At 71.1% G+C, this 25,477-nt stretch carries 21 protein-coding genes; 17 read left to right on the plus strand and 4 right to left on the minus strand.

The genetic code is table 11. The features are described from left to right. Position 1 precedes the first annotated feature (1 nt). Both ATC03_RS18950 and ATC03_RS18955 read right to left on the minus strand, forming a co-directional pair. Positions 2-1,585, minus strand: coding sequence for an MFS transporter (locus ATC03_RS18950; protein WP_067880605.1), 1,584 nt, complete (start codon positions 1,583-1,585; stop codon positions 2-4). Positions 1,586-1,665: 80 nt separating this feature from the next. Further along, complete coding sequence (locus ATC03_RS18955) at positions 1,666-2,244, minus strand: septum formation family protein (RefSeq protein WP_067880608.1); 579 nt, start codon at positions 2,242-2,244, stop codon at positions 1,666-1,668. 303 nt (positions 2,245-2,547) lie between these two features. Here ATC03_RS18955 and ATC03_RS18960 point away from each other — a divergent pair, with 303 nt between their 5' ends. Both ATC03_RS18960 and ATC03_RS18965 read left to right on the plus strand, forming a co-directional pair. Further along, a complete protein-coding gene (locus ATC03_RS18960; RefSeq protein ID WP_067880610.1) occupies positions 2,548-3,435 on the plus strand; it encodes a serine protein kinase RIO in 888 nt (295 codons plus the stop codon). A gap of 126 nt (positions 3,436-3,561) precedes the next feature. After that, positions 3,562-4,146: a hypothetical protein gene (locus ATC03_RS18965; RefSeq protein ID WP_152031022.1), complete on the plus strand. Its 585-nt coding sequence runs from the start codon at positions 3,562-3,564 to the stop codon at positions 4,144-4,146. Between the two features lie 4 nt (positions 4,147-4,150). Here the strand turns inward: ATC03_RS18965 and ATC03_RS18970 are convergent, their stop codons facing one another. Next, on the minus strand, positions 4,151-5,689 hold the full coding sequence (locus tag ATC03_RS18970) for a YncE family protein (RefSeq protein WP_067880615.1): 1,539 nt from the start codon (positions 5,687-5,689) through the stop codon (positions 4,151-4,153). Positions 5,690-5,865: 176 nt separating this feature from the next. Here ATC03_RS18970 and ATC03_RS18975 point away from each other — a divergent pair, with 176 nt between their 5' ends. Then, a complete protein-coding gene (locus ATC03_RS18975) occupies positions 5,866-7,269 on the plus strand; it encodes an MFS transporter (protein ID WP_074401107.1) in 1,404 nt (467 codons plus the stop codon). A 44-nt stretch (positions 7,270-7,313) separates the two neighbouring features. Here the strand turns inward: ATC03_RS18975 and ATC03_RS18980 are convergent, their stop codons facing one another. Continuing rightward, positions 7,314-7,952, minus strand: coding sequence for a TetR/AcrR family transcriptional regulator (locus ATC03_RS18980; RefSeq protein ID WP_161490356.1), 639 nt, complete (start codon positions 7,950-7,952; stop codon positions 7,314-7,316). A 219-nt stretch (positions 7,953-8,171) separates the two neighbouring features. Here ATC03_RS18980 and ATC03_RS18985 point away from each other — a divergent pair, with 219 nt between their 5' ends. The 14 genes from ATC03_RS18985 to fdxA all read left to right on the plus strand — a co-directional run bounded on the left by ATC03_RS18985 (position 8,172) and on the right by fdxA (position 25,429). Continuing rightward, positions 8,172-10,733, plus strand: a complete 2,562-nt coding sequence (locus tag ATC03_RS18985; RefSeq protein WP_227820171.1) for a beta-glucosidase — start codon at positions 8,172-8,174, stop codon at positions 10,731-10,733. Positions 10,734-10,812: 79 nt separating this feature from the next. Next, positions 10,813-12,471 (plus strand): ABC transporter substrate-binding protein, encoded by a 1,659-nt coding sequence (locus ATC03_RS18990; RefSeq protein WP_227820172.1) that lies wholly within the window; start codon positions 10,813-10,815, stop codon positions 12,469-12,471. Between the two features lie 135 nt (positions 12,472-12,606). Then, positions 12,607-13,668, plus strand: coding sequence for an ABC transporter ATP-binding protein (locus ATC03_RS18995; protein WP_067880624.1), 1,062 nt, complete (start codon positions 12,607-12,609; stop codon positions 13,666-13,668). After that, the gene (locus ATC03_RS19000) at positions 13,665-14,642 is read left to right on the plus strand and encodes an ABC transporter permease (RefSeq protein WP_067880627.1); all 978 of its coding nucleotides are present in this window, start codon (positions 13,665-13,667) and stop codon (positions 14,640-14,642) included. The genes ATC03_RS18995 and ATC03_RS19000 overlap by 4 nt, the downstream gene beginning before the upstream one ends. 1 nt (position 14,643) lies before the next feature. Then, entirely contained in the window at positions 14,644-15,675 is a 1,032-nt protein-coding gene (locus tag ATC03_RS19005; RefSeq protein ID WP_084003634.1) for an ABC transporter permease, read from the plus strand. After that, positions 15,672-16,772, plus strand: a complete 1,101-nt coding sequence (locus ATC03_RS19010; RefSeq protein ID WP_067880629.1) for an ABC transporter ATP-binding protein — start codon at positions 15,672-15,674, stop codon at positions 16,770-16,772. The genes ATC03_RS19005 and ATC03_RS19010 overlap by 4 nt, the downstream gene beginning before the upstream one ends. A gap of 124 nt (positions 16,773-16,896) precedes the next feature. Next, the gene (locus ATC03_RS19015; RefSeq protein ID WP_067880631.1) at positions 16,897-17,772 is read left to right on the plus strand and encodes a sirohydrochlorin chelatase; all 876 of its coding nucleotides are present in this window, start codon (positions 16,897-16,899) and stop codon (positions 17,770-17,772) included. 155 nt (positions 17,773-17,927) lie between these two features. Next, a complete protein-coding gene (locus ATC03_RS19020; protein WP_067880634.1) occupies positions 17,928-19,700 on the plus strand; it encodes a nitrite/sulfite reductase in 1,773 nt (590 codons plus the stop codon). Further along, on the plus strand, positions 19,697-20,440 hold the full coding sequence (locus ATC03_RS19025) for a phosphoadenylyl-sulfate reductase (RefSeq protein WP_067880637.1): 744 nt from the start codon (positions 19,697-19,699) through the stop codon (positions 20,438-20,440). The genes ATC03_RS19020 and ATC03_RS19025 overlap by 4 nt, the downstream gene beginning before the upstream one ends. After that, positions 20,437-21,360: a sulfate adenylyltransferase subunit CysD gene (cysD, locus tag ATC03_RS19030; protein WP_179947889.1), complete on the plus strand. Its 924-nt coding sequence runs from the start codon at positions 20,437-20,439 to the stop codon at positions 21,358-21,360. The genes ATC03_RS19025 and cysD overlap by 4 nt, the downstream gene beginning before the upstream one ends. After that, positions 21,360-22,712 carry a sulfate adenylyltransferase subunit 1 gene (locus ATC03_RS19035; RefSeq protein ID WP_067880643.1) on the plus strand — a complete coding sequence of 451 codons (1,353 nt, stop codon included), beginning with the start codon at positions 21,360-21,362 and terminating at the stop codon, positions 22,710-22,712. Before cysD ends, ATC03_RS19035 begins: the two co-directional genes overlap by 1 nt. Before the next feature lie 97 nt (positions 22,713-22,809). Further along, a complete protein-coding gene (cobA, locus tag ATC03_RS19040; protein ID WP_084003635.1) occupies positions 22,810-23,688 on the plus strand; it encodes a uroporphyrinogen-III C-methyltransferase in 879 nt (292 codons plus the stop codon). Next, positions 23,685-25,112, plus strand: a complete 1,428-nt coding sequence (locus ATC03_RS19045) for an FAD-dependent oxidoreductase (RefSeq protein WP_067880646.1) — start codon at positions 23,685-23,687, stop codon at positions 25,110-25,112. Before cobA ends, ATC03_RS19045 begins: the two co-directional genes overlap by 4 nt. Continuing rightward, positions 25,109-25,429, plus strand: coding sequence for a ferredoxin (fdxA, locus tag ATC03_RS19050; RefSeq protein ID WP_067880649.1), 321 nt, complete (start codon positions 25,109-25,111; stop codon positions 25,427-25,429). Before ATC03_RS19045 ends, fdxA begins: the two co-directional genes overlap by 4 nt. Positions 25,430-25,477: the final 48 nt, after the last annotated feature.

The following is a 25,477-nucleotide window of genomic DNA, read 5'->3' on the forward strand; positions in this document are numbered from 1 at the left end:
CTCAGCCGAGCATCGACCCCTCGGCCGACGCGTTCGGCGCCGGGTCGGGCAGCCGGCGCATCCGGAATCCGTTCAGGATGCCGAGCACGCCCGCGAGGATCGGCACCAGCAGCGCGACCTGCAGGGCGATGAAGCGCGAGTCGGCGTTGATGCGCAGCACCTCGTCCTGCACCTCGGGGGTCTCGTCGGCGAGGAGGGCCTCGAGCCCGGTGTTCGTCATGATCTCGGCGTCCTCCTCGAGCACCGCCGAGACCTGCTGCTGCTGTTCCGGGCTCAGCACGGTGCTCGCCTCGGCGCTCGCGGTGAAGGTGTAGGCGAGCGTCGCGAGCATGATCGCGCCGGCGAACGCGAGGCCGAACGAGAGGCCGAACGAGCCCGCGGCCGAGTTCACGCCGGCCGCCTCGCTCACCCGTTCGTCCGAGATCGGCGAGAGCGTGTAGTTGTTCAGCTGCGAGACGAGCAGGCCGAGCCCGCAGCCCGCGATGATGAGGGGCACCGCGAGGTACCAGCCCGAGTCGGCGATCGGCACGATCGGCACGATCAGGCCGACGCCGACCACGATGAGCACGAACCCCCAGAGGATGATGTTGGCCGGCCGTCGTTTCAACCCACGGCCTGCGAGCAGCGCGACGACGAACATGCTGAGCGACAGCGGCGCGATCGAGAGGCCCGCCTGCAGGGCGTTGTACTCGAAGACCATCTGCAGGTAGATCGGCAGCACGATCATGGTGCCGCCGAGCGCGATCTGCTGCAGCAACTGGCCGCTCGCGCCCGCACGGAACGGCTTCGAGTCGAAGAGCGTCGGGTCGAGCAGCGTCGGCTTGCCGCGACGCTTGCGGCTGCGCAACCAGAACACGAGGGTGCCGAGGCCGAGCACGCCGATGCCGATGATGAGGCCGACGTACCCGCCGCCCTCCTGCCAGACGAGGATGCCGGTCACGACGCCGCCCATGCCGACGATCGAGAGCGCCGCGCCGACGAGGTCGATCGAACGCTCGCCGTGGTACGGCACGTCCTTCACGAGCCCGATGCCGATGAGCACGACGGCGATAATCGCGGCCTCGAGCGCGAAGCCGACGCGCCACGAGAGGAACGTGGTGATGAAGCCGCCGAGGAGCGGCCCGACGGCGGCCGCGATGGCGGCGGAGGCGCCGACCAGCGCGTACACGCGCTTCTGGTGCGCGCCCTCGAAATTGCCGTGGATGAGCGACTGCATCGCGGGCAGCAGCAGCGAGGCGCCGATGCCGCCGATGACGGCCCAGAAGATGATGATCGCGTTCAGGTCCTGGGCGAACACCATCGCGAGCGCACCGACGGCGTAGGCGAGCAGGCCGAGGATGTAGGCGAGCTTGCGGCCGATGAGGTCGCCGGTCTTGCCGCCGATGAGGATGAACGCCGCCGAGACGAGCGCCTCGAGCGCGATCGCGCCCTGCACCCCGCTCACCGTGGTGTCGAGGTCGCGGACGACCGCCGAGATCGACACGTTCATGAGCGACGTGTCGACGACGAGCACGAACATCGCCATCGCGAGGAGGATCGCGAGACGGAAGTTGAACGGTGCCTGCGCGCCCTGATCCGCGGTCATAGGGCACTCAACCACACCGAGGCACCGGTGCGGAAGGGCGGGGCCTGTGCGTCGCGGGATCCGCCCCGCCGGGAGGCGCCCTACGAGCCGGCGCCCGCGAGCGAGCCGACGACCGAGTCCGCGGGGTACCAGACGACGCAGGTGACCTTGCGATCGCCCGACGCCCAGGTCGCCGCCGTCGGGAACACCGCGTACGTCTCGTAGACGGATTCGGAGTACGGCACCCCGATGAACCCGCCGAATCGTGCCCGGCACCCATCGGTCGCCGTGGTCTCGAGCTCGACCTCCCCCGGATACGCCCCTCCGTCGAGCGCGAACGTGTCGAACGCCTCGTCGTCGTGCTCCACGTCGCACGGGACGATCGACTCGGGTCCGGTCCGGCGGTCCTTGCGCACGTCGACGCACTGGCCGACCTCCAGGTGGAAGGGAGCCTGCGAACCCGCTGAGCGGCCCGCCGGTGGGCCCGTCGACGCCGTCGGCGTCGGGATCGGCGGAGTCGACGGCGTCGGCGAGGCGTCGGCGCGGTGGCTCGGCTCTGCAGACGGCATCGGGATCACGCCTGTGCACCCCGCCGAACACGCCAGCACGACCAGGCCCGCGACCGCTGCGCCGAGCAGCGCGACGGCCGACGCGGGCCGGCGACGTGAGGGGCGGGTCATGCTGTCCGATCAGAGTCTGGGCGGGCTCGCGCCGGGCTGCGGAGGCCAGGCCCGGTGCTCGCGGTTCGACCACCCTAGAGCAGCCTTCCTGAACGAGCGTGGCGTCTTCACTGGACAGGTCCGGGGCAGGCGCGTATCGTTTCGCAAGCCGCACCACGCGGCATCCGCCTCTCCGAGTGAAAGGAGCGAACCATGACCGACGCCTCTGTCGCGCGTTTCGCAGACCCCCTTTCCTGCGAGGCCTCCAGCCTGTAGCCGTTCGGCCGGGCACCCGGTGGCCTCCATCTCATTCGGAGAACCACCGTGACCTTCCTCTCGTCTCTCGACGACACCTCCGCTGCGCGTTCCGCCGCGGCATCCGCCCTTCCCTCGACGACCGACCTCGCCTTCCAGACCACGGAACCGGGCGATGACCAACGCTGGTCGACCTGGCCGGCGACCACCCCCAGCGAGCGCGGCCCTAGGCCTCGCCCCGACTGGCTCGTCACGTCCGCCGCGGCGATCGACACCGAACTCGGCGTCGTGAAGACCGGCAAGGAGGGCGACGTGTTCCTCATCGAGCGCGCGATCCCGGATGCCCCGCCCGAGGTCGCGGGCAACCGGGTGGTGCTGGCCGCCAAGCGCTACCGCTCGAGCGAGCACTCCGACTTCCACCGCTCCACGATCTACACCGAGGGGCGCGGGCTCCGGCGCACGCGCGATGTGCGCGCCGTCGCGCGCGGTACCTCCTTCGGCCGCTCGGTCGCCCGCGTGCAGTGGGCGAGCGCCGAGTTCGAGGCCCTGTGCCGCCTCACCGAGCTCGGCGCGGCCGTGCCGTACCCGGTGCAGGTCGCCGGAACGGAGGTGCTCATGGAGTTCGTCGGCGACGGCCGGGTGGCCGCCCCGCGCCTCGCGCAGGTGCGGGCGACACCCGACGAACTGCGCGACCTGTTCCACCAGGTCGTGGAGTTCATGCACGTGCTGGCCGCCAACGGCCTCGCGCACGGCGACCTCTCGCCGTACAACCTGCTCGTGCACCACGGTCGCGTCGTCGCGATCGACCTGCCGCAGGTCGTCGACCTGGTGTCGAATCCGCAGGGACTCGACCTGCTGCACCGCGACTGCGTGAACGTCTGCGATTGGTTCACACGGCAGCGGCTCGAGTGCGACGCCGAGGCGCTCTTCGGCGAACTCGTCGCCGTGATCTGGTGACGGATGCCGCGGGCGGGCGCGGTGCGTCGGCGCGCCCGCTCGGGCCCGCCCGGCGCCCGGAGCACGGCCGGCGCACCAGTGCAAGCCCTGTTCCGTGGGCGGGCGTCGGCGTCTACACTGCCGCTCATGACGACCGCCAGCCGACCGATGCCGACCGTGCGCCGCACCCTGCTCGTCGCCCTGCTGCTCTCCGGCGGCGCGGCCCTGACCGGATGCAGCGGCGGCCCGTCCGCAAGCACGCCGCCCTCGACCGACGCGGCCTCGCCGTCGGCGACGCCGGCCACCGCGACGCCGATCGCGGAGCCGACGCCTGGACCGCCCGCCGTGGCCTGCGACGACGTGCTCACCGACGAGGCCATCGCACAACTGCAGGCCGACGGCCTCGAACTCGTCGACGTGGGCCAGTCGACCTTCTACCCGATCGCCGACGACCTGATGGCCGCCGGCGGGCTCGCGTGCAAGTGGGGCAGGCCGTCGTCGGACGCCAACTTCACGGTCGTGCAGCTCACGGGCATCGACGTCGCGACGTCCGAGTGGCCGGCGGCGCTCGCGGCCGAGGGCTACGTGCTGACCGACGACCCCGTGCCCGGAACCCACAGCGGCCCCGAGGATCCGGGAACGGGCGTGCCGTCGGTCGTCGTGGTCACCGACGACAGCCTCACGTTCGTGAGCACGCCGATGCAGGCCTCAGACCTCGCCGTCGTGAACTGATCCGTCAGGCGCGGTCGGTCCGTCGACGACTCACCGCGAGCGCGCCGAACAGCACGAGCGAGCCCGCCACGAGGGCGCCGGCGAGGCCGAGCGCCCCGGCGGCGTCGATGCCCGTCGCGGGCAGGCACGTGGTCGAGCCGGGTGCGCACGGTGCCGGGGTCGCGGGCGTGGTGGGCGGCGGAGTCGGCGCGGGCGTGACCGTCAGGAGCATCGGGTCGCCGATCACGGGGTCGAAGAGCGCGCTCGTGGCGACGAGGCGCACGAGCAGGCCCGAGTTCGCGAGCGTTCCGTCGACGGTGAGCGACTCGCCCGTCTCGCCCGCGAAATCCGCCCAGGTGGTGCCTTCGTCGCTGCTCGACTGCCAGCGGATCTGCTGCCAGAAGTCGGCGGCCGTGGCGGTGAACGTGGCCGGCGTGCCCTCGGCGATGGTCAGATCGCCGCTGCCCGTGATCGTCGGCTTCGTGAAGACGAGCAGTTCGTCGGTGCCGCCGCTCGTGGCGTACACGCGATCGGCGTCGGCACCGGTCGGGCTGTACGCGTCGACCGACTCGACGTTCGCGCCGATGTCGACCCTCGACCCGGCCGGCGTGCCGGTCGAGTAGTCGATCGCGACGATGCCGCCGGTGAGGCAGGCGATGTAGACGCGGTCGCCGTTCGGGGTCGAGTCGAGCAGGCGCGGACCGCAGTCGACGGGATCGGTCACGACCGGGTCGGCCGAGCCGGGCGTGAACGCCGAGACCGAGGTCGGCGTGCTGGAGTTCGAGCTCAGTACCCGATCGACGTTCTCGACGTAGGCGGTGTCCCACGGCAAGTCGCCGGTCGGCGTGAGCGTGCCGAGCGAGATCGAGCCGTCGCCGGCGATGTCGACCGCCTGCACGCCGCCGGCGGGGGCGGCTGCGAACGAGGTGAAGTACGCCTGCGTGTCGTCGGTGCGCACCGAGACGCCTCTGGACCCGTTGGGCACGTTGATGGTGCGCGGAACCGCCGAGGGGTCGGCGGTCGAGAACTGGTACTGCGGGTTGAACAGGGTCGCCGCGTAGACGTAGGTGCCAGACGTGTCGGCCTCGAGATCGACGAAGCCTCCCCCGGCGGTGATCACGGTGGGCGCGGGCGTGCCGCCCGCCTCGAGGTCCGCGGCGGGGTAGACGAGGATCTGCCCGGGGTTGTAGAACGCGACCCACACCTGCGTGCCGTCGGGCGAGACCTGCACGGAGGTCGGGTTGAAGTCGGTGCCGGGTCCGAAGGTCACGGCGCCGACCTGGGTGAAGTCCGTCGTGTCGTAGACGCGCAGGTCGGCGACTCCGCCGTCTCCACGTGAGATGACGAACACGTGGGTGCCGTCGGGCGTCGCATCGACGTCGATCGGGTACCGGCCGGAGGGCACCGCCAGGTAGGTCATCTCGGGGTCGGCGCTCGCGGGGGACACGGCGAACAGCCCCGCCGCGGATACGGCGAGGAGCGTCAGCGCAGCCGTGACGAGCGCGAGACCGCGACGGCGGCGGCGCGACGCGAGCGGGCTCTGCCGGCGATCGGTGTCGAGCATTCGTCGAGTCTCCCATCTGTCGCGCCCCGGCACCAGACCACGGGCCGCCGCGCGGAGTAGTGTTCGTGCAGATCGCCGACGATCAGACGCCCGCCCCAGCGTGCGGCACCGGTCGGCGGGCGCCGTGCCGCGGCATCCGTCACCGGCCGTTCACCCGACCGAATGAGACTGCTCGAATGACGCTTCCCCCCGAGCCCCCCGCCGATGCACCCCGCAACTTCCCGCCCTCGCCCCTGACGCCCGCCGACGGTGCGGCCGCGACCATCGGCGTGACGACCGACCACGTGGAGGCCGTCTCCGAGGCCGGAGCGCGCAAGGGCCGGATCCTCGCCTGGGGCCTGTGGGACTGGGGTTCGGCCGCCTTCAACGCGGTCGTGACCACGTTCGTGTTCACCGTGTACCTCACGGGCGAATCCTTCGGGCCGAAGGGCACCGTCGAGGCGCAGCTCGGCTGGGCGCTCGCGATCGCGGGCCTGCTGATCGCGCTGCTCGCGCCGATCACGGGTCAGCGCTCCGACACGAGCGGACGCCGCAAGCTCTGGCTCGCCGTGAACACGTACATCGTCGTGCTCATCACGCTCGCCATGTTCTTCGTGCTACCGGCGCCCGAGTACCTGATGCTCGGCCTGTTCCTCGTGGCCGCGGGCAACGTGTTCTTCGAGTTCGCGGGCGTGAACTACAACGCGATGCTCGTGCAGGTGTCGACGCCGCGCTCGATCGGCAAGGTCTCGGGCTTCGGCTGGGGCATGGGCTACGTCGGCGGCATCGTGCTGCTGCTCGTCGTCTACTTCGGCTTCATCCAGCCCGAGGTCGGGCTCTTCGGCGTGACGAACGCGAACGGGCTCGATGTGCGCGTCACCATGCTGGTGTCGGCGATCTGGTTCGGGCTCTTCGCCCTGCCCGTGCTGCTCGCCGTGCCCGAGTACCGCAACCCCGCCGCCGTCGATCGCGGCAAGGTCGGCTTCTTCGCGTCCTACGCGCGACTCGGCCGCGACATCAAGCGGCTCTGGAACGAGCAGCGCGACACCGTGTGGTTCCTGCTCGCGAGCGCGGTGTTCCGCGACGGCCTCGCCGGCGTCTTCACGTTCGGCGGCGTGCTCGCGGCATCCGTCTTCGGATTCTCGCCCGGCGAGGTGATCATCTTCGCGATCGCGGCCAACGTCGTCGCCGGCGTCTCGACCATCGCGGTCGGTGCGCTCGACGACCGTCTCGGCGCGAAGCCCGTCATCATCACGGCGCTCATCGGCCTCGTCGTCAGCGGCCTGATCGTGTTCTTCCTGCACGACGGCGGCCAGATCGTGTTCTGGACCGCGGGCCTCGCGCTCTGCCTCTTCGTCGGCCCGGCGCAGTCGGCGAGCCGCACGTTCCTCGCACGCCTCATTCCGGCCGGGCGCGAGGGCGAGGTGTTCGGCCTGTACGCCACCACGGGCCGCGCCGTGAGCTTCCTCGCGCCGACGGCGTTCGCGCTGTTCGTCACGATCGGCGGCGAGCCGTACTTCGGCATCCTCGGCATCGTCCTGGTGATCGCGCTCGGGCTCGCGCTGCTGATCCCCGTGAAGGCGGCGCCGGTGCGGCGGTAGGGCGGACCGGCGGGGTGTTCGGGCCTGCGCGCGCAGGCGCTCGTTCAGGCCTGCGCGCGCAGGCGCTCGACCACCTCGTCCATGGCGCGACCGACGAGTCGCGGCATGTCGATGGCGTCGGGGTCGAGCAGCCATTGCACCTGCAGGCCGTCCATGATCGCGATGAGGCCGGACGCGGAGTCGCGCAGTTCCTGCTCGTCGGTGTTGCCCGAGACCTCGCCGAGCACGCCGGCGATCTTCGAGCGCAGCCCTTCGGTGCGGCCCTGGAAGTAGTCGTGGGCCGGATGCCCGTCGGTCACCGATTCTCCGGAGAGCACCGAGTACGCCTGCACGACGCCTCGCCGGTGCGTGTTCTCCTCGACCGTGTCGACGAGGTGCTGCAGGAAGGCGGGGCCCTCGACCTGCGCCCGCTCGGGGATGCCGGCCACCTCCTCGCCGTCGCGGTACTTCAGCATCGCGACGAGCAGCCCCTCCTTGGAGCCGAAGTGGTGCAGCACGCCCGCGTGGGTCATGCCGGCCTGGTCGGCGACTTCGACGAGGGCGCCCTTGTTGTAGCCGCGGGCGCCGAACACGTTCAGGGCGGCCTTCAGCACTGCCTCGCGGCGTTCGGTCGTGCGCGCCTGAGGGCGCTGCACGCGCTCGGCCGCGGGCTTCGTGGCCCCGGCTCGCGTTGTGTCCACCACGGATTGTTCCTTCCTCGTGCAGCGCCGACTCACGGCATCCGCTTCTGTGCAGGATGCCGCTTCGGGCGTCGCATGTCGAGTGCAGCACTCGATGTTCGGGTCTGTCGGACGCCACCGTTCGCCGTTACCGAACCGTGACATCATTCACTTACTTACTAGTCAGTAAGTGTGTCACGATGTCCCACGTCACTCAACGACGAGCATGGATGGAGTTCAGGCGTGACCGCAACGACGACCGCCCCCGGGGCCCTCGACCCGAACAGGGCACCCGCAGCCGACACCCTCGGCGCACCGGCGATCGACCCGGCGACCCTCGCCGCATCGCTCCCGCTCGCCGAGAAGGTGGCCCTGCTCACGGGCGCCGCGACCTGGACGCTCCGGTCGATCCCCGAGATCGGCATGCGCACCATGACCGTCTCCGACGGCCCCATCGGCGTTCGCGGCACGGGCGAAGACGGACTCCCCTCGGCGCAGCTGCCCGCCCCCTCGGCCACGGCCGCCACATGGGACGTCGACCTGCAGGCCCGACTCGGCGCGCTCATGGCCGGCGAGGCCCGCCGCAAGGGCGTCGACGTGATCCTCGCGCCCGTCGTGAACCTCCAGCGCAGCCCCGTCGGCGGCCGCCACTTCGAGTGCCTCTCCGAGGACCCGCTGCTCACGGCCCGCCTCGCCGTCGCGTTCATCGACGCGATCCAGGCCGGCGGCATCGCCGCCTGCGTCAAGCACTTCATCGGCAACGAGACCGAGACCGACCGCACCTCCTACCTCTCGCGCATCGACGAGCAGACGCTGCGCGAGGTGTACCTCGCGCCGTTCGAGGCCGTCGTCGACGCCGGCGTCTGGACCATCATGGCCGCCTACAACGGCCTCACCCGCGACGGCGTCGAGGCCACCTCGACGGCGCACGAGCCCCTGCTCCGCGGCATCCTCAAGGGCGAATGGCAGTTCGACGGCGTCGTGATCAGCGACTGGCTCGCCACGAAGACCGCCGTCGAACCCGCCATCGCGGGCCTCGACCTCGTGATGCCCGGCCCCGGCGGCCCCTGGGCCGACGGCCTGCTCGCCGCGGTCGAGGCCGGCCTCGTGCCCGAATCGGTCATCGACGACAAGGTCGCGCGCATCATCCGCCTCGCCGACCGCGTCGGTGCGCTCAGCGGCCTCGCCGGCGAGACGCTCCCGTTCGACGCGAGCGGCGCCACCGCCGACCCGGCCGGCGACGAGGTCGTCGCCCTGCTCACCGAAGCGGCCGCCCGCTCGACCGTCGTGCTCCGCAACGACGGTGGACTCCTGCCAGTCGACCCCGCGCTCCGCGGGCGCATCGCCCTCATCGGGCACAACGCCGTGCAGCCCTTCACGCAGGGCGGCGGCAGCGCGTTCGTCACCCCGCCGCACGAGAGCCAGCCGCTCGACGCGCTGCGCGCCGCGTTCCCCGACGCCGCGGTGGACCTGCTCCGCGGCGGAGCGACGACCCTGCGCGCGCCGCTCGTGCCCGCCGAGCTCCTGTCGACGCCGACCGGCGAGCCCGGCGTGCTCGTCGAGCTCCTCGACGAGCACGGCGAGCTCATCGGGTCGCAGCTGCTCCCGGACGCCGAGGCGCTGTGGTTCCCGGTCGACGACGACGCCGCGGCATCCGTTCACGTGACCACCGACCTGCGCCTCGCGCGGGCCGGACGCCACCTCATCGACCTCGGACCCGTCGGCGCCCACCGCGTCGTGGTCGACGGCGTCGAGCGCAGCACCTCGCAGCACGTCGTCGGCGCCGAGGTCATCCTCGACTCCAGCTACGCGAATCCCGAGCACGTCGAGACCGTCATCGTCGCCGACGAGGCGCGCGACGTGCGCATCGAGGTCGACGCGCAGATCATCGACGGTGAGTCGTACGGCCGCTTCGTTCGACTGCACTTCCGCCACCTCGAGCCCAGCCTCAGCATCGACGAGGAGATCGAGCAGGCCGTCGCCGCCGCCGGGCAGGCCGACCTGGCCGTCGTCGTCGTCGGCACGAACTCCGAGACCGAGTCCGAGGGCTGGGATCGCCCCGACCTCGCGCTGCCCGGACGCCAGAACGAGCTCGTGCGTCGCGTCGCGGCCGCGAACCCCGCCACCGTCGTCGTCGTGAACGCCGGCGCGCCCGTGCTACTGCCGTGGCTCGACGAGGTCGCCGCCGTGCTCTGGTGGTGGCTGCCCGGCCAGGAGGCCGGCAGGTCGCTCGCGGCCGTGCTCACGGGCGCCATCGAGCCGAGCGGCCGACTGCCCTGGACCCTGCCCGCGAGCGAGGCCGACGTGCCCGTTCCGAACGGCCTCCCGGTCGACGGCGTCATCGACTACGCCGAGGGCGTCGACGTCGGCCACCGCGGCTGGGACCGCCTCGAGCGCACGCCCGCCCGAGAGTTCGGCTTCGGACTCGGGTACGCCGCCTGGGCGTATCGCGGGCTCGAACTCGTCGACGCGGCATCCGGAACCGCCGAGGCCGACGCCTTCGTCACCGCCCGCGTGACCGTCGCCAACACGAGCGACCGCGACGGCCGCGAGGTCGTACAGGTCTACCTGTCGGCCGACCCCGCCGACGCGACCCGGCCCCTGCGCTGGCTCGCGGGCTTCGCCGTCGTCGATGTCGCCGCGGGCGGCACCGCGACCGTCGACATCCCGATCGCACGCAGGTCGTTCGAGACCTGGGCGACGGATGCCGCATCCTGGACCCTTCCGTCTGGCACCTACAGGGTGCACGCGGGCCGGTCCTCCCGAGACCTCAGCCTCGAGGCCGTGCACACGGTCGCGGGCTGAGCACCACCCAACGCAATACGAACGCATCACAACGCACCACCTGATCGCACCACCACACACAATGCAAGGAGGCATGGAAATGCGAAAGAGCATCCTCGCCGCGGGCGCCGTACTGGTCGCCGCCGGCTTGGCTTTCACAGGGTGCAGCGCGGACACGAGCGGCGGCGGTGACACCGGTTCCAAGGTGCTCACCGTCGGCATGCCGAACGGACCGCAGCAGCCGAACCAGAACCCGCTCGCGACCGGATCGGCATCGCTGTCGCTCGGGTACGCGTTCGTCGTCTACGAGTCGCTCATGCAGAACAACGAGATCGACCCGACCGAGGCGCCCACGCCCTGGCTCGCCGAGTCGGTCGAGTGGAACCCCGAGTACGCGCAGGCGACCATCACGCCGCGCGATGGCGTCAAGTGGTCCGACGGCGAGGCCTTCACCGCCGACGACATCGCCTTCTCGATCCAGCTCCGCAAGGACAACCCCGAGCTGAACATCGACTTCCCCGACCAGTACGGCGACATCTCCGTCGAGGACGGCAAGGTCGTCGTGAACTTCACGACGGGCCAGTACGTCAACCAGGTCAAGCTCTACCGTCTCCTCATCGTGCCCAAGCACATCTGGGAGGGCGAGGACGCCGTCACGTTCAGCGACGACGACATGATCGGCACCGGCCCGTTCACGCTGAAGTCCTTCAGCGCCCAGGCCGTCACGCTCACCCCCAACGAGACGTACTGGGGCGGCAAGTCGAAGGTCGCCGAGCTCCGCTACGACGCCTACAACGACAACGCCGGCCTGACGACGGCGCTCACCACGGGTGAGGCGCAGTGGGGCTGGACCTTCATTCCCGACTACGAGTCGACCTACATCGCCAAGGACCCCGACCACTTCAACCAGGTCGCCGGCGGCGGCTTCGGCGTCGACGTGCTGTACCTGAACAACGAGACGAAGCCGTTCGACAACCTGGCCTTCCGCCAGGCGCTGAACATGGTCGTCGACCACGCCGACATCACGAAGACCGCGGGCTACGGCGTGTGGCCCGAGATCACGAGCGTGACCGGCCTGCCCCAGCCCTCCGGTGACGCGTTCATCTCCGAGGCGTACCAGGGCCAGGAGCTCACGGTCGACGTCGACGGCGCCAAGAAGGTGCTGACCGACGCCGGGTACACCTACGACGGCGACAAGCTCATCGATCCCGACGGCGAGGCGGTCTCGTTCAAGCTGACCAACCCCAGCGGCTGGACCGACTACCTCGACGCGCTCGGCATCATCGCCGAGGGTGCGAAGTCGCTCGGCGCCGAGGCCACGGTCGACGCGATCGTGCAGGACACCTGGTTCAACGACACCATCCCGTTCGGCAACTTCCAGGCCTCGCTGCACTGGACCGACGCCGGCTCCACGCCGTGGAACCTGTACTCGAACATCATGGACGGCGCCTCGTACGTGCCGCTCGGCGAGACCGCGAACTGGAACTTCGGCCGGTACAACAACGACGAGGTCACCCAGGCGCTCGCGACGTACAAGTCCGCGACCGAGGACTCCGACCGCCAGGCGGCACTCGACGTCGTGCAGAAGCACTACGTCGAGGATGTCCCGGGCATCGTGATCTGGTCGCGTCCGGCCGTGGCGCAGTACTCCACGCAGAACTACACCGGATTCCCCACCTCCGAGGACCCCTACGCGAACCCGCAGCCGACGGGCCCGCAGGCGGCACTCATCCTCTCCAAGCTCACCCCGAGCGAGTGAGACCCGCCGGGCGCGAGCCCGGTGCATCCGGAACATCCGCGGCCTGCCGCATGATGTGACGATGAGGTGCGGCGGATGCCCCGGCATCCGCCGCACCACCACTCAACGTTGAGCCCCGACCGTGAGGTGACCCGAATGTCCCCCTCCTCTCCCCCCGCCGAACCGGCGGACGGCGACGTCGTCCTCCAGGCCGTCGACCTGCAGAAGCACTTCAAGCTCCGCGGGCTCAACTCGCGCGACGTCGTGCACGCGGTCGACGGCGTGAACTTCGAACTCCGCCGCGGCCGCGTGCTCGCCCTCGTCGGCGAATCCGGCTCGGGCAAGTCCACGATCGCCCGGCTGCTCGCCCAGCTCATGCCCACGACCGGCGGGCGCATCCTCCTGCACGGCACGGATGCCACGGCCAAGGGCCGCCGCGCGTTCCGCCGCTACGTCGGTCGCGTGCAGATGATCTTCCAGGACCCGTTCGGGTCGCTGAACCCCGTGCACACCGTGCGCTACATGCTCTCGCGCAGCCTCCGGATCCACCGCGGCCGCCTGCGCGGCCCCGCCCTCGAGGAGGCGCTCGTCGAGCTGCTCGAGCGCGTGCAGCTGAAGCCCGCCGAGCGCTACATCGACAAGTTCCCGCACGAACTCTCGGGCGGCCAGCGCCAGCGCGTCGCCATCGCCCGCGCCCTCGCGGCCGACCCCGAGGTGCTGCTCGCCGACGAGCCGATCTCGATGCTCGACGTCTCGATCCGCCTCGGCATCCTGAACCTGCTGCAGGACCTCCGCGACCGCCTGCACATCGCGATCCTCTACATCACGCACGACATCGCCTCGGCCCGCTACTTCGCCGACCGCACGATGGTCATGTACGCCGGCCGCATCGTCGAGACCGGCGACTCCGAGTCGGTCACGCAGGACCCGAAGCACCCCTACACCCAGCTGCTCGTGCGCTCGGCGCCCGACCCCGACGACCTCGAGGCGCGTGCGCACGGAGCACGCGGCGAGGCACCCAGCCTGGTGAAGCCCCCGAGCGGATGCCGCTTCAACCCGCGCTGCCCGTTCGCGACCGAGCTGTGCCGCACCGAGGCACCGCCCCTGCTGCCCGTCGGCACGGGCGAGAACGGCGAGGCCCGGGAAGCCGCGTGCTGGGGCTACTCCGACCGCGCCGACCGCCCGACGCTCAGCGACATCACGGAGGCGCTCGCATGAGGTTCTTCCTGCGCCGACTCGGCTTCTACCTGATCACCTTCTGGGCCGCGGTCACGATCAACTTCTTCATCCCGCGCATCATGCCCGGCGACCCGGTGAGCGCGCTCATCGCGAAGAACCAGGGCCGCATCAGCCCCGACGCCGCCGATGCGCTGCGCACGCTGTTCGGCCTCGACGAGAACATGTCGCTCTGGGATCAGTACGTGCAGTACTGGAACCTGCTGCTGCACGGCGAGCTCGGCACCTCGTTCGCCTACTCCGCCCCCGTCGCCGACGTCATCGCCGGAGCCATCCCCTGGACCATCGGCCTGGTCGGCATCGCGACGATCATCAGCTTCACGCTCGGCACGCTCCTCGGCTCCGGCATCGGCTGGCGTCGCGGCACCTGGGCCGACTCGCTCCTGCCGATCTCGACGTTCTTCTCGGCCGTGCCGTACTTCTGGCTCGCGCTGATCGCGATCTCGATCTTCTCGGTCACGCTCGGCTGGTTCCCCGCGAGCGGCAGCTACGACCGTTCACTGGTGCCGTCGTTCTCGTGGGAGTTCATCTCCTCCGTCATCTACTACGGCACCCTGCCCGCCCTGACGATCGTGATCTCGTCGATCTCGGGCTGGATCCTCGGCATGCGCAACATGATGGTCACGGTCTCGTCCGAGGACTACGTGACGGTCGCGCAGGCGAAGGGGGTCTCGGAGCGCACCGCGCTGTTCGGCTACTCGGCTCGGAACGCGATCCTGCCGCAGGTGTCGAGCTTCGCGCTCTCGCTCGGCTTCATCGTCGGCGGCACGCTCGTCATGGAGATCGTCTTCTCCTATCAGGGCATCGGCTACTACCTCTTCACGGCGGTCGCCGCGAAGGACTACCCGCTCATGCAGGGCATCTTCCTCGTGATCACGGTCGCGGTGCTGTTCGCCAACATCGTGGCCGACTTCATCTACGGGGTGCTCGATCCGCGCACCCGACAGGAGGGCTGACATGACGATCGACACCAGCATCGTCGAAGAGGGCCAGGAGCTCGAGAAGCCGTCGCAGGCGCCCATGACGGGCGTGGTCGCGGCGGCCGAGGGGCGACGACGCGGCAAGCCGCGCAAGTTCCTCTTCCTGCGCAACTCGAAGGCCGTCGCCGGCCTGGTGATCCTCGGGTTCTTCCTGCTCATCGCGATCATCGGGCCGTGGATCGCCCCCTACGACCCGAGCGCCCGCAGCGACGACATCCTGCAGCCGCCGTCGTGGGAGCACTGGTTCGGCACGACGCACCTCGGCCAGGACGTGTTCTCGCAGATCCTGGTGGGCACGCGCGGCGTGATCGTCGTCGGCTTCGTCGCGGGCATCCTCGCGACGGCGATCGGCGTCATCATCGGCGTCACCGCCGGCTACATCGGCGGACTCGGCGACGAGACCCTCTCGGTGCTCGCCAACGTGTTCCTCGTGATCCCGCAACTGCCGCTCATCATCATCATCGCGGGCCAGCTGCCGACGGTCGGCGGCGTCACGGTCGCCGTGGTCATCGCGATCACGGGCTGGGCGTGGGGTGCGCGAGTGCTTCGAGCCCAGACGCTCTCGTTGCGACGGCGCGACTTCGTCGAGGCCGCTCGCGCCAACGGCGAGCGCACCTGGCGCATCATCACGGCGGAGATCCTGCCGAACCTCACGGCGATCATCGCCTCGGGCTTCGTCGGCACCGTCGCGTTCGCCGTCCTCTCGCTCATCACGCTGTCGTTCATCGGCATCGGCAACACGGGCGAGTGGAACTGGGGCACCGTGCTCTACCAGGCCCAGTCGCAGCTCGCCCTGCAGCGCGGCGCCTGGTGGTGGTTCGTTCCGGCCGGCCTCTGCATCGCCCTGCTCGGCATGTCGCTGACCCTCATCAACTTCGGCATCGACGAGTTCGTCAACCCGCGCCTGCGATCGACGGGCCTGAACGCCAAGTCCCTGCGCAAGCGCGGCATCCGCCCCCGTATCGGATTCACCCCTGTGGTGCGCGAGGCCGAGGAGAACCGAGTATGACCATCGCCAGCCCCATCGGGCACCCCCAGCGACTCGCCCCGGCGAGCGACCCGGTGCTCGAGATCAAGAACCTGTCGGTCGACTACGGCTACGACGACGACCCGGTGCACGTGCTGCGCCAGGTCTCGCTCACGCTCGGCCGCGGCGAAGTGCTCGGCCTCGCCGGCGAATCCGGATGCGGCAAGTCCACGCTCGCGTACGCGGCGACCCGCCTGCTGCCGCCGCCGGGCCTCATCACCGGCGGCGAGGTGCTGTTCACCGACCGCTCGGGCGTGAAGACCGACCTGCTGCGCCTGAACGACACCCAGCTGCGCGCGTCGCGCTGGCAGGACATGGCCATCGTGTTCCAGGGCGCGATGAACTCGCTGAACCCGGTGTACCGCATCGGGCGGCAGATCGCCGACGGCATCCGCGCGCACGAGCCGAAGACCACGCAGAAGCAGGCCCTCGAGCGCGCAGCCGACCTGCTCGACCTCGTGGGCATCTCGCCCGACCGCCTGCGCTCGTACCCGCACGAGCTCTCGGGCGGCATGCGCCAGCGCGTCATGATCGCCATGGCGCTCGCGCTCGACCCGCAGGTGCTCATCATGGACGAGCCCACCACGGCGCTCGACGTCGTGATGCAGCGCCAGATCGTCGAGCAGATCGCCGAACTGCGCGACCGCCTCGGCTTCTCGGTCATCTTCATCACGCACGACGTGTCGCTGCTCATCGAGATCGCTGATCGCATCGCGATCATGTACGCGGGCGAGATCGTCGAGGATGCCGCGGCGCTCGACGTGTACAACAAGCCACGTCACCCGTACTCGTCGGCGCTGCTGCACTCGTTCCCGCCATTGCGCGGGCCGCGGCGCGAGCTCATCGGCATCCCCGGATCCCCGCCAGACCTCTCCCGCCTCGGGGGCGGGTGCCCATTCGCCGACCGCTGCGCCTTCGCGTTCGACGCCTGCACGAAGGTGAACCCCGAGCTCGTGTTCCCCAACGTGCCGGGCGACGACCCCCGCCGCTCGGTCGCGTGCCTGCGCCACGACCCCGCCGCCGTGCGCGCGGTCGGCGAGGAGCCGCTGCCCGTGCCTGCGGAGCTGTCGGTGAGCTGAGGCCGCTTCCCCGCCGGTCGAGGAGCGGAGCGTCTCGAGACCAGTGTCACGGCGGGCGGGTCTCGAGACGGCGCTGGCGCGCCTCCTCGACCGGCATGGTGGGCGCCTGTGCGAGCATGGGCGCATGCCTGAACGCGTGCCCGCCCTCGTCGCCATCTCGCACGGAACGAGCTCGGCCGAGGGGCAGGCGGCGGTCCGCGGATTGCGCGACGCCGTCGGCGAGGCACTCGCACGTCGTGCCGCCCGCGACGGCACCACCGCCGACGCCCCGGCGCCGTCGCTGCGGCTCGGCCACGTCGACGTCGAGCAGCCCGACGTGCCGGCGACCCTCGCTTCGCTCGACGAGGGCGAACCGGCGATCGTCGTGCCGCTGCTGCTCTCCGCCGGGTACCACGTGCACGTCGACCTCACCGAGGCCGTCGGGGCCGAGTCGGCGCGCGAGGTCGTGCTGGGCGGCGCGCTCGGTCCCGACGACCGGCTCGTGTCCGTGCTCATCCGCCGCCTCGACGAGGCCGGCATCCGCGACGACGACGCCGTCGTGCTGGCCGTGGCCGGATCGAGCGACCGGCGTGCCGTCGACGACTGCCTCGACATGACCGCGCGCCTCGCGACGGCATCCGGTCGCGCGGTGTCGGTCGGATTCCTCTCAGCCGCCGAACCGACGCTGCCAGACGCGGTCGCCGCGGCCCGGGCGCATGCCGTGGCCGCCCGAGCGCTCGACGCCCCCGGCGCTCCAGGGGCGCTGTTCGGCATCCCCGGCGTCTCGGATGTCCCGGGCCTTCCGGGCGTGCGGCGTACCCAGCGGCCATCGGATGTCGCGGCGCCCCGGGTCGTCGTCGCGAACTACCTGCTCGCTCCGGGCTACTTCGACGACCTGGCCCGTGCCGCGGGCGCCGATGTCGTCGCCGAGCCGCTGCTGCTGCCGGATGCCCCGGCCCCCGCCGAGCTCGTCGACATCGTGCTCGAACGGTACGACGCGGCATCCGCTCGCCCACGCTGAATCGACGCGAGCGCAAGGGTTTCCGCCCACTGTGACGCAATACGTCACGACGTGACCGGACGTGACGCCCCCGCCTGACGGCATCCGGCGGCCTCGCTTAGCTTCGAGCGGAAGGCCATGAGCGCACCCGGCGCCGCCGACGGAAGGAGCAGCCTGTGACGACCCCGCCAACGGATGTCGCGATCGACACGGCCGCGACGAGCGCCTCCGCGCCTGAACGCCCCGCCCGCGCCGAGCGCCCGGCCCGACCCGCCCGCCCCGGCGCCAACCGGCCGAACGGCCAGTGGAAGGTCGACGGCACGGCCCCGCTCAACGGCAACGAGGAGTGGAAGCAGGTCGACAACGGCCTCGCCGTCCGCGGCCGCATCGAGGAGATCTACTCGAAGGGCGGGTTCGCGTCGATCGACCCGACCGACCTGCACGGCCGGTTCCGCGTGTGGGGTCTCTACACGCAGCGCAAGCCGGGCATCGACGGCGGCCGCACCGCGACCCTCGAGCCGCACGAGCTCGAAGACGAGTACTTCATGCTGCGCGTGCGCATCGACGGCGGCCAGCTCACGACCGAGCAGCTGCGCGTGATCGGGCAGATCTCGGTCGACTTCGGCCGCGACACCGCCGACCTCACCGACCGCCAGAACGTGCAGCTGCACTGGATCCGCGTCGAGGACGTGCCCGAGATCTGGCGTCGCCTCGAGGCGGTCGGCCTCGGCACGACCGAGGCCTGCGGCGACGTGCCGCGCGTCGTGCTCGGCTCCCCGGTCGCGGGCATCGCGGCCGACGAGCTCATCGACCCGACCCCGCAGATCGACGCGATCACGAGCCGGTTCATCGGCGACGAGACGCTCGCGAACCTGCCGCGCAAGTTCAAGTCGGCGGTCACGGGCCACCCGAGCCAAGACGTCGTGCACGAGATCAACGACGTCGCCTTCGTCGCGGTCGAGCACCCCGAGCTGGGCGTCGGCTACGACCTCTGGGTCGGCGGCGGCCTCTCGACGGCTCCGAGGCTCGCCGAGCGCCTGGGCGTGTTCGTCGCGCCCGAGCGCGTGGCCGAGGCCTGGCACGGCGTCGCCCAGATCTTCCGCGACTACGGCTACCGGCGCCTGCGCAACAAGGCGCGCCTGAAGTTCCTGCTCGCCGACTGGGGCACCGAGAAGTTCCGCCAGGTGCTCGAGACCGAGTACCTCGACTCCCCGCTGCCCGACGGCCCCGCGGCCCCCAAGCCGCTCGCGCACGGCGACCACGTGGGCGTGCACCGCCAGAAGGACGGCCGCTTCTACGTCGGCGCCACGCCGATCGTCGGCCGCGTCTCGGGCCCGACCCTCGTGCAGCTCGCCGAGCTCGTCGAGGCGCACGGCTCGTCGCGACTGCGCACCACGCCGCACCAGAAGCTCGTCATCCTCGACATCCCCGAAGACCGGGTCGAGTCGCTCATCACGGGCCTCGACGAGCTCGGCCTCTCGGCCCGCCCCAGCCTCATCCGCCGCGGCACCATCGCGTGCACGGGCATCGAGTTCTGCAAGCTCGCCATCGTCGAGACCAAGGCGTTCGCCACGGCCGCCGTGCTCGACCTCGAGCGCACCCTCGACGGGTTCGACCTGCCGCACCCGATCAGCCTGCACGTCAACGGCTGCCCGAACTCCTGCGCACGCATCCAGACGGCCGACATCGGTCTCAAGGGCCAGCTCGTCATGAACGACGCGGGCGAGCAGGTGCCCGGCTACCAGGTGCACCTCGGCGGCGGGCTCGCCACGGCCGACCGCGAGGAGGCCGGCCTCGGTCGCACCGTGCGCGGACTCAAGGTCGAGGCCGACGGCATCGCCGAGTACGTCGAGCGGGTCGTCAAGCGGTTCCTCGACGACCGCGACGCCGTGGGCGACGAGACGTTCGCCGAGTGGGCGCACCGGGCCGACGAGGAGGTGCTGCGATGAGCGTCTCGCTCGCCCCCCGCACCGCGACGCTGCGCAGCCACGGCGAGCTGCAGGCCCTCGCCGAGGCGGGCAACGCCGAACTCCGCAACCTGGCCGACGACGAGGCATCCGCCTACGAGGTCGTCGCATGGGTCGCACGCAACTTCGGGGCGGATGCCGCGGCCGTCGCCTGCTCGATGGCCGACGCGGTGCTGCCGCACGTCGTCGCGCAGTCACTGCCGGGCGTCGACGTGCTGTTCCTCGACACGGGATACCACTTCGCGAAGACGTACGAGACGCGCGACCGCGTGGCCGACGCGCTCGACGTGCGCGTCGTCGACGTGCTGCCCGAGCTCACCGTCGCCGAGCAGAACGCGCAGTTCGGCGTCGACCTGTTCGCGCGCGACGCGGCCGAGTGCTGCGCGATGCGCAAGGTCGCCCCGCTGCACGACGCGCTGGGCGGCTACGAGCTGTGGTTCACGGGCGTGCGCCGCGACGAGGCGCCGACGCGCACGACCACGCCGCTCGTGACGTGGGACGAGCGCAACGGGCTCGTCAAGGTGAACCCGCTCGCGGCGTGGAGCTTCGACGACCTGATCGACTACTCGAGCGCGTTCGGGGTGCCCGTGAACGACCTGCTCACGCAGGGCTACCCCTCGATCGGCTGCGAGCCGTGCACGAAGAAGGTCGAAGCGGGAGCCGACCCGAGATCGGGCCGATGGGCCGGCCTCGACAAGACGGAATGCGGGTTGCACGTATGAGCGCCACCGACACCATCACGGCCGAGACCGGCATCGAGACGCTCGACGCCCTCGAGGCCGAGGCGATCCACATCATCCGCGAGGTCGTCGCCGAGTTCGAGCGGCCCGTGCTGCTGTTCTCGGGCGGCAAGGACTCCGTGCTCGTGCTGCACCTGGCCGCGAAGGCGTTCTGGCCGGCCAAGGTGCCGTTCCCGGTGCTGCACGTCGATACCGGCCACAACTTCCCCGAGGTCATCGAGTTCCGCGACCGCACGGTCGAGCGGCTCGGGCTCCGGCTCGAGGTCGCGTCGGTGCAGGACTACCTCGACGACGGCCGCCTCGCCGAACGCGCCGACGGCACCCGCAACCCGCTGCAGACGCAGCCGCTGCTCGACGGCATCGCCGCGGGCCGGCACGACGCGGTGTTCGGCGGCGCACGTCGCGACGAAGACAAGGCGCGCGCCAAGGAGCGCATCCTGAGCCTCCGCGACGAGTTCGGCCAGTGGGACCCGCGCAACCAGCGCCCCGAGCTCTGGGATCTCTACAACGGCCGCCACACCGTCGGCCAGCACGTGCGCGCGTTCCCCATCTCGAACTGGACCGAGCTCGACGTGTGGCGCTACATCGAGCGCGAGGGCATCGAGCTGCCGCCGCTCTACTACGCGCACGAACGCGAGGTCTACCTCCGCGACGGCATGTGGCGCGCGATCTCCGACGTGTCGCCCGCGCGGGCCGACGAGACGGTCGAACGCCGCATCGTGCGCTATCGCACGGTGGGCGACATGAGCTGCACGGGCGCGGTCGAGTCCGACGCGGCATCCGTCGGCGAGGTCGTGCGCGAGATCGCCCTCTCGACGCTGACCGAGCGCGGGGCCACGCGCGCCGACGACCGCATCTCGGAAGCGGCGATGGAAGACCGCAAGAAGGACGGGTACTTCTGATGGGCGCACTGCTCCGCTTCGCCACCGCCGGGTCCGTCGACGACGGCAAGTCCACGCTCGTCGGCCGTCTGCTGCACGACTCCAAGGCGATCCTCGCCGACCAGCTCGAGTCGGTCGCGCGCACCAGCGCCGAGCGCGGCTTCGGCGGCGAGCCGGGCGCGATCGACTTCGCGCTGCTCACCGACGGCCTGCGCGCAGAGCGCGAGCAGGGCATCACGATCGACGTCGCCTACCGCTACTTCTCCACGGGGCGCCGGTCGTTCATCCTCGCCGACTGCCCCGGGCACGTGCAGTACACGCGCAACATGGTCACCGGCGCGACCACGGCCGACGCGGTCGTCGTGCTCGTCGACGCACGCAACGGCGTGCTCGAGCAGACCCGCCGCCACCTCGCGGTCGTCGCCCTGCTGCGCGTGCCGCACGTCATCATCGCGGTCAACAAGATCGACCTGCTCGACTACTCCGAGGCCGCGTACGACACGGTGGCATCGGATGTCGCCGCGCTCGCGCGCGAACTCGGCCTCGCCGACACGCACGTGATCCCGGTCTCGGCCCTCGCAGGCGACAACATCGTCGACCGTTCGACGAACACGCCCTGGTACGACGGCCCGAGCCTGCTCGAACTGCTCGAGACACTGCCCTCGCTCGACGAGCTCGAGACCGAGTTCGAGGCACTGCGGATGCCGGTGCAGCTCGTGATCCGGCCGCAGGGGTCGCTCGCGCACGACGTCGCCGACGCCGAGGCGTTCCGCGACTACCGGGCGTTCGCCGGACGCATCGCCTCCGGAACGGTGCGCGTCGGAGACCGGGTGCAGGTGTTCCCGGGCGGCGCGACGACGACCGTCACGGGCATCGACGCGGGGTCGACGACGGTGGACTCGGCATCCGCCCCCCGCTCGGTCTCGCTGCGCCTCGCCGACCAGCTCGACGCCGCGCGCGGTGCCGTGATCGTCGCCGAGGGCGCGCTGCCCACGCCGCGACGCGAGCTCGACGCCTCGGCCTTCTGGCTCGGCGCGACGCCCCTGCGCCCGGGTGCCCGCGTGCTCGTCAAGTCGGGCACCAGCACCGTGCAGGCGCTCGTGACCGACATCGTCGGACGACGCGACCTCGACACGCTCGCCCTCGAACCGGCCGCCGCGCTCGAGATCAACGACATCGGGCAGGTGCGGGTGCGCCTCGCCGCCGAGCTGCCCGTCGAGGAGTACGCGACGCACCGGCGCGCGGGCGCCTTTCTCGTGATCGACCCGCAGTCGGGCTACACGCTCGCGGCCGGCATCGTGACCGACGCGCCTCCTGCATCGCCCGAAGACCTCGCCGAGGCCGAGGCCGCCGCGGCCTGGGTTGCCGTATGAGCGTCACGACCCGCACCCGCACGATCGCGGGCGTCGTCGGCGGGATCCTGCTCGCCGCCGCGATCGTCACCACCGCCGTGATCGCCGGAGGCCTCGCATGACCACAGCCTCGAACCCTGATGGAACCCTGACGGCGCACGTCGCCGCCGCCCGACCGCGCCCCGAGGCCGGACGCGTCACGCTGGTCGGCGCGGGCCCCGGCGATGCGGGTCTGCTGACGATCCGCGGCCTGCGCGCGCTCGAGGCCGCCGACGTCATCGTCGCCGACCGCCTCGGCGCCCGCTCGGTGCTCGACGGACTCGCCGCCGAGGGCGTCGACCTCTCGGCCGAGGTCGTCGACGTCGGCAAGCTGCCCGGCCACCACGCCGTGCCGCAGGACGCGATCAATGTCCTCCTCGTGAGCCTCGCACTGGACGGCAAGCGCGTCGTGCGGCTCAAGGGCGGCGACCCGTTCGTCTTCGGCCGTGGCGGCGAAGAGGTGGCCTTCTGCCAGGCGGCCGGCATCGCCGTCGAGGTCGTGCCCGGCATCACGAGCGCCATCTCGGTTCCGGCGATCGCCGGCATCCCGCTCACGCACCGGGGCCTCGCGACCACGTTCACCGTCGTCACCGGGCATGACCAGATCCAGTCGCTCGGCGGTGGCCGCGACCACACGGTCGTGCTCCTCATGGGCGTCGGCACCCTTGCGAACTCCGCGATCACGCTCTCCCGCGGCGAGCGCGGCCGTGAATGCCCTGTGGCGATCATCGAAGACGGCTACGGCTCAGGTCAGCGTGTCACAGTGGGTACGCTCGACACGATCGCACTGCAGGCGGCCCGCCGCGGCATCCGCTCGCCCGCAGTCGTCGTCGTCGGCGACGTGGTGACCCTGAGCCCCTACGCACCAGACGCCATCACGTCCGCGGCCGGCGCGCCTGCCGCGATCACCTCCCCCGAGGCCCCCGCCTCCGCAGAATGGAAGACCACGCAGCCATGACCCTCTCCCTCCGCGTCGCGATCATCGGCGCCGGCCCCGCCGGCATCTACGCCGGCAACATCCTGAACCGCCAGGTCACCGAGCTCGGCGGCGAGGTCGCCATCGACCTGTACGAGTCGCTGCCCGCGCCCTACGGCCTGATCCGGTACGGCGTGGCGCCCGATCACCCCCGCATCAAGGGCATCGTCAACTCGCTGCACGAGATGCTCGACGCGGGCACGATCCGCCTCATCGGCAACGTCGAAGTCGGCCGCGACGTCACGGTCGCCGAGCTCCAGGAGCGCTACGACGCCGTCATCTTCGCGACCGGCGCGCTGCGCGACGCACCCCTGAACATCCCCGGCATCGACCTGCCCGGCTCGTACGGCGCGGCCGACTTCGTGGCCTGGTACGACGGTCACCCCGACGTTCCCCGCACCTGGCCGCTCGGGGCGCAGTCGATCGCCGTCATCGGCAACGGCAACGTCGCGCTCGACGTCGCCCGCGTGCTCGCGAAGCACCCGAAAGACCTGCTGTCGACGGATGTCCCGGCGAACGTCGTCGAGGGCCTCGAGGCGTCGCCCGTCACCGACGTGCACGTCTTCGGCCGCCGCGGCCCCGGCCACGTGAAGTTCACGCCCATCGAGCTGCGCGAACTCGGCGAGGTGCCCGACGTCGACGTGATCGTCTACGACGCCGACTTCGAGCGCGCCGCGAACGACCCGCACGCCGAGCAGCTCTTCGCGTCGAACAACCAGGTCAAGGTCATGACCCGCACGCTCAACTCCTGGCGCAAGCCCGCCGACCACGAGTACACCGCGTCGCGTCGCCTGCACCTGCACTTCCTGCACGCCCCCGTCGAGGTGCTCGGCACCGACGCCGTCGAGGCCGTGCGCTTCGAGCTCACGCGCCCGGTCGGCGACGGCTCGGTCGAGGGCACCGGCGAGTTCACCGACATCCCCGTGCAGGCGATCTACCGCGCCGTCGGCTACGCGAGCTCACCCGTCGACGGCGTGCCGTTCGACGAGCGCAAGGCCGTCATCCCCAACGAGGGCGGCCGTGTGACCGACGCCTCTGGCGCCCACCTGCCCGGCGTCTACGCGACCGGCTGGATCAAGCGCGGCCCGGTCGGCCTCATCGGGCACACCAAGGGCGACGCGCTCGAGACCATCACGAACCTGGTCGCGGATGCCACGGCGGGCTCGCTCCCGGCGGCCCTCGTCGACGCGGCCGACGGCGAGGAGATCTTCGCGCTGCTCGACTCGCGCGAGGTGGCCTACACGACGTGGAACGGCTGGCTCACGCTCGATGCGCACGAGCGCTCGCTCGGCGAGGCGTTCGAGGCGCCCGAGCACTACGGCGAGGTCGTGCGCGAGCGCGTCAAGGTCGTGCCCCGCGACGAGCAGGTCGAGATCTCGCGCGACGGGTCGCTGGTCGTCTCGTGACCTACGTCATCGCGCTGCCGTGCGTCGACGTCAAGGACCGCGCCTGCATCGACGAGTGCCCGGTCGACTGCATCTACGAGGGTGAGCGCTCGCTCTACATCCACCCCGACGAATGCGTCGACTGCGGTGCCTGCGAACCCGTCTGCCCCGTCGAGGCGATCTACTACGAAGACGACCTCCCCGAAGAATGGGCCGACTACTACAAGGCCAACGTCGAGTTCTTCGACGACCTCGGCTCGCCCGGCGGCGCCGCCAAGGTCGGCGTCATCGCCAAGGACCACCCGGTCATCAGCGCACTGCCTTCGCAGGCGCACTGACGGCTCGCCGATCGGCTGTCGGCTGTCGTCTGTCGTCGGCGCGACCCG

The sequence above is a fragment of the Agromyces aureus genome (assembly GCF_001660485.1).
In the GTDB taxonomy this organism is placed as follows: Bacteria; Actinomycetota; Actinomycetes; order Actinomycetales; family Microbacteriaceae; genus Agromyces; species Agromyces aureus.

Coding starts and splice junctions, on each gene's coding strand:
- ATC03_RS19010 (WP_067880629.1), top strand. CDS start 15,672: ATGACCATCGCCAGCCCCATCGGGCACCCCCAGCGACTCGCCCCGGCG.
- ATC03_RS18975 (WP_074401107.1), top strand. CDS start 5,866: ATGACGCTTCCCCCCGAGCCCCCCGCCGATGCACCCCGCAACTTCCCG.
- ATC03_RS18990 (WP_227820172.1), top strand. CDS start 10,813: ATGCGAAAGAGCATCCTCGCCGCGGGCGCCGTACTGGTCGCCGCCGGC.
- ATC03_RS18950 (WP_067880605.1), bottom strand. CDS start 1,585: ATGACCGCGGATCAGGGCGCGCAGGCACCGTTCAACTTCCGTCTCGCG.
- ATC03_RS18970 (WP_067880615.1), bottom strand. CDS start 5,689: ATGCTCGACACCGATCGCCGGCAGAGCCCGCTCGCGTCGCGCCGCCGC.
- ATC03_RS19045 (WP_067880646.1), top strand. CDS start 23,685: ATGACCCTCTCCCTCCGCGTCGCGATCATCGGCGCCGGCCCCGCCGGC.
- ATC03_RS19005 (WP_084003634.1), top strand. CDS start 14,644: ATGACGATCGACACCAGCATCGTCGAAGAGGGCCAGGAGCTCGAGAAG.
- ATC03_RS19035 (WP_067880643.1), top strand. CDS start 21,360: ATGGGCGCACTGCTCCGCTTCGCCACCGCCGGGTCCGTCGACGACGGC.
- ATC03_RS19015 (WP_067880631.1), top strand. CDS start 16,897: ATGCCTGAACGCGTGCCCGCCCTCGTCGCCATCTCGCACGGAACGAGC.
- ATC03_RS19000 (WP_067880627.1), top strand. CDS start 13,665: ATGAGGTTCTTCCTGCGCCGACTCGGCTTCTACCTGATCACCTTCTGG.
- ATC03_RS18995 (WP_067880624.1), top strand. CDS start 12,607: ATGTCCCCCTCCTCTCCCCCCGCCGAACCGGCGGACGGCGACGTCGTC.
- cysD (WP_179947889.1), top strand. CDS start 20,437: ATGAGCGCCACCGACACCATCACGGCCGAGACCGGCATCGAGACGCTC.
- cobA (WP_084003635.1), top strand. CDS start 22,810: ATGACCACAGCCTCGAACCCTGATGGAACCCTGACGGCGCACGTCGCC.
- ATC03_RS18965 (WP_152031022.1), top strand. CDS start 3,562: ATGACGACCGCCAGCCGACCGATGCCGACCGTGCGCCGCACCCTGCTC.
- ATC03_RS18955 (WP_067880608.1), bottom strand. CDS start 2,244: ATGACCCGCCCCTCACGTCGCCGGCCCGCGTCGGCCGTCGCGCTGCTC.
- ATC03_RS19025 (WP_067880637.1), top strand. CDS start 19,697: ATGAGCGTCTCGCTCGCCCCCCGCACCGCGACGCTGCGCAGCCACGGC.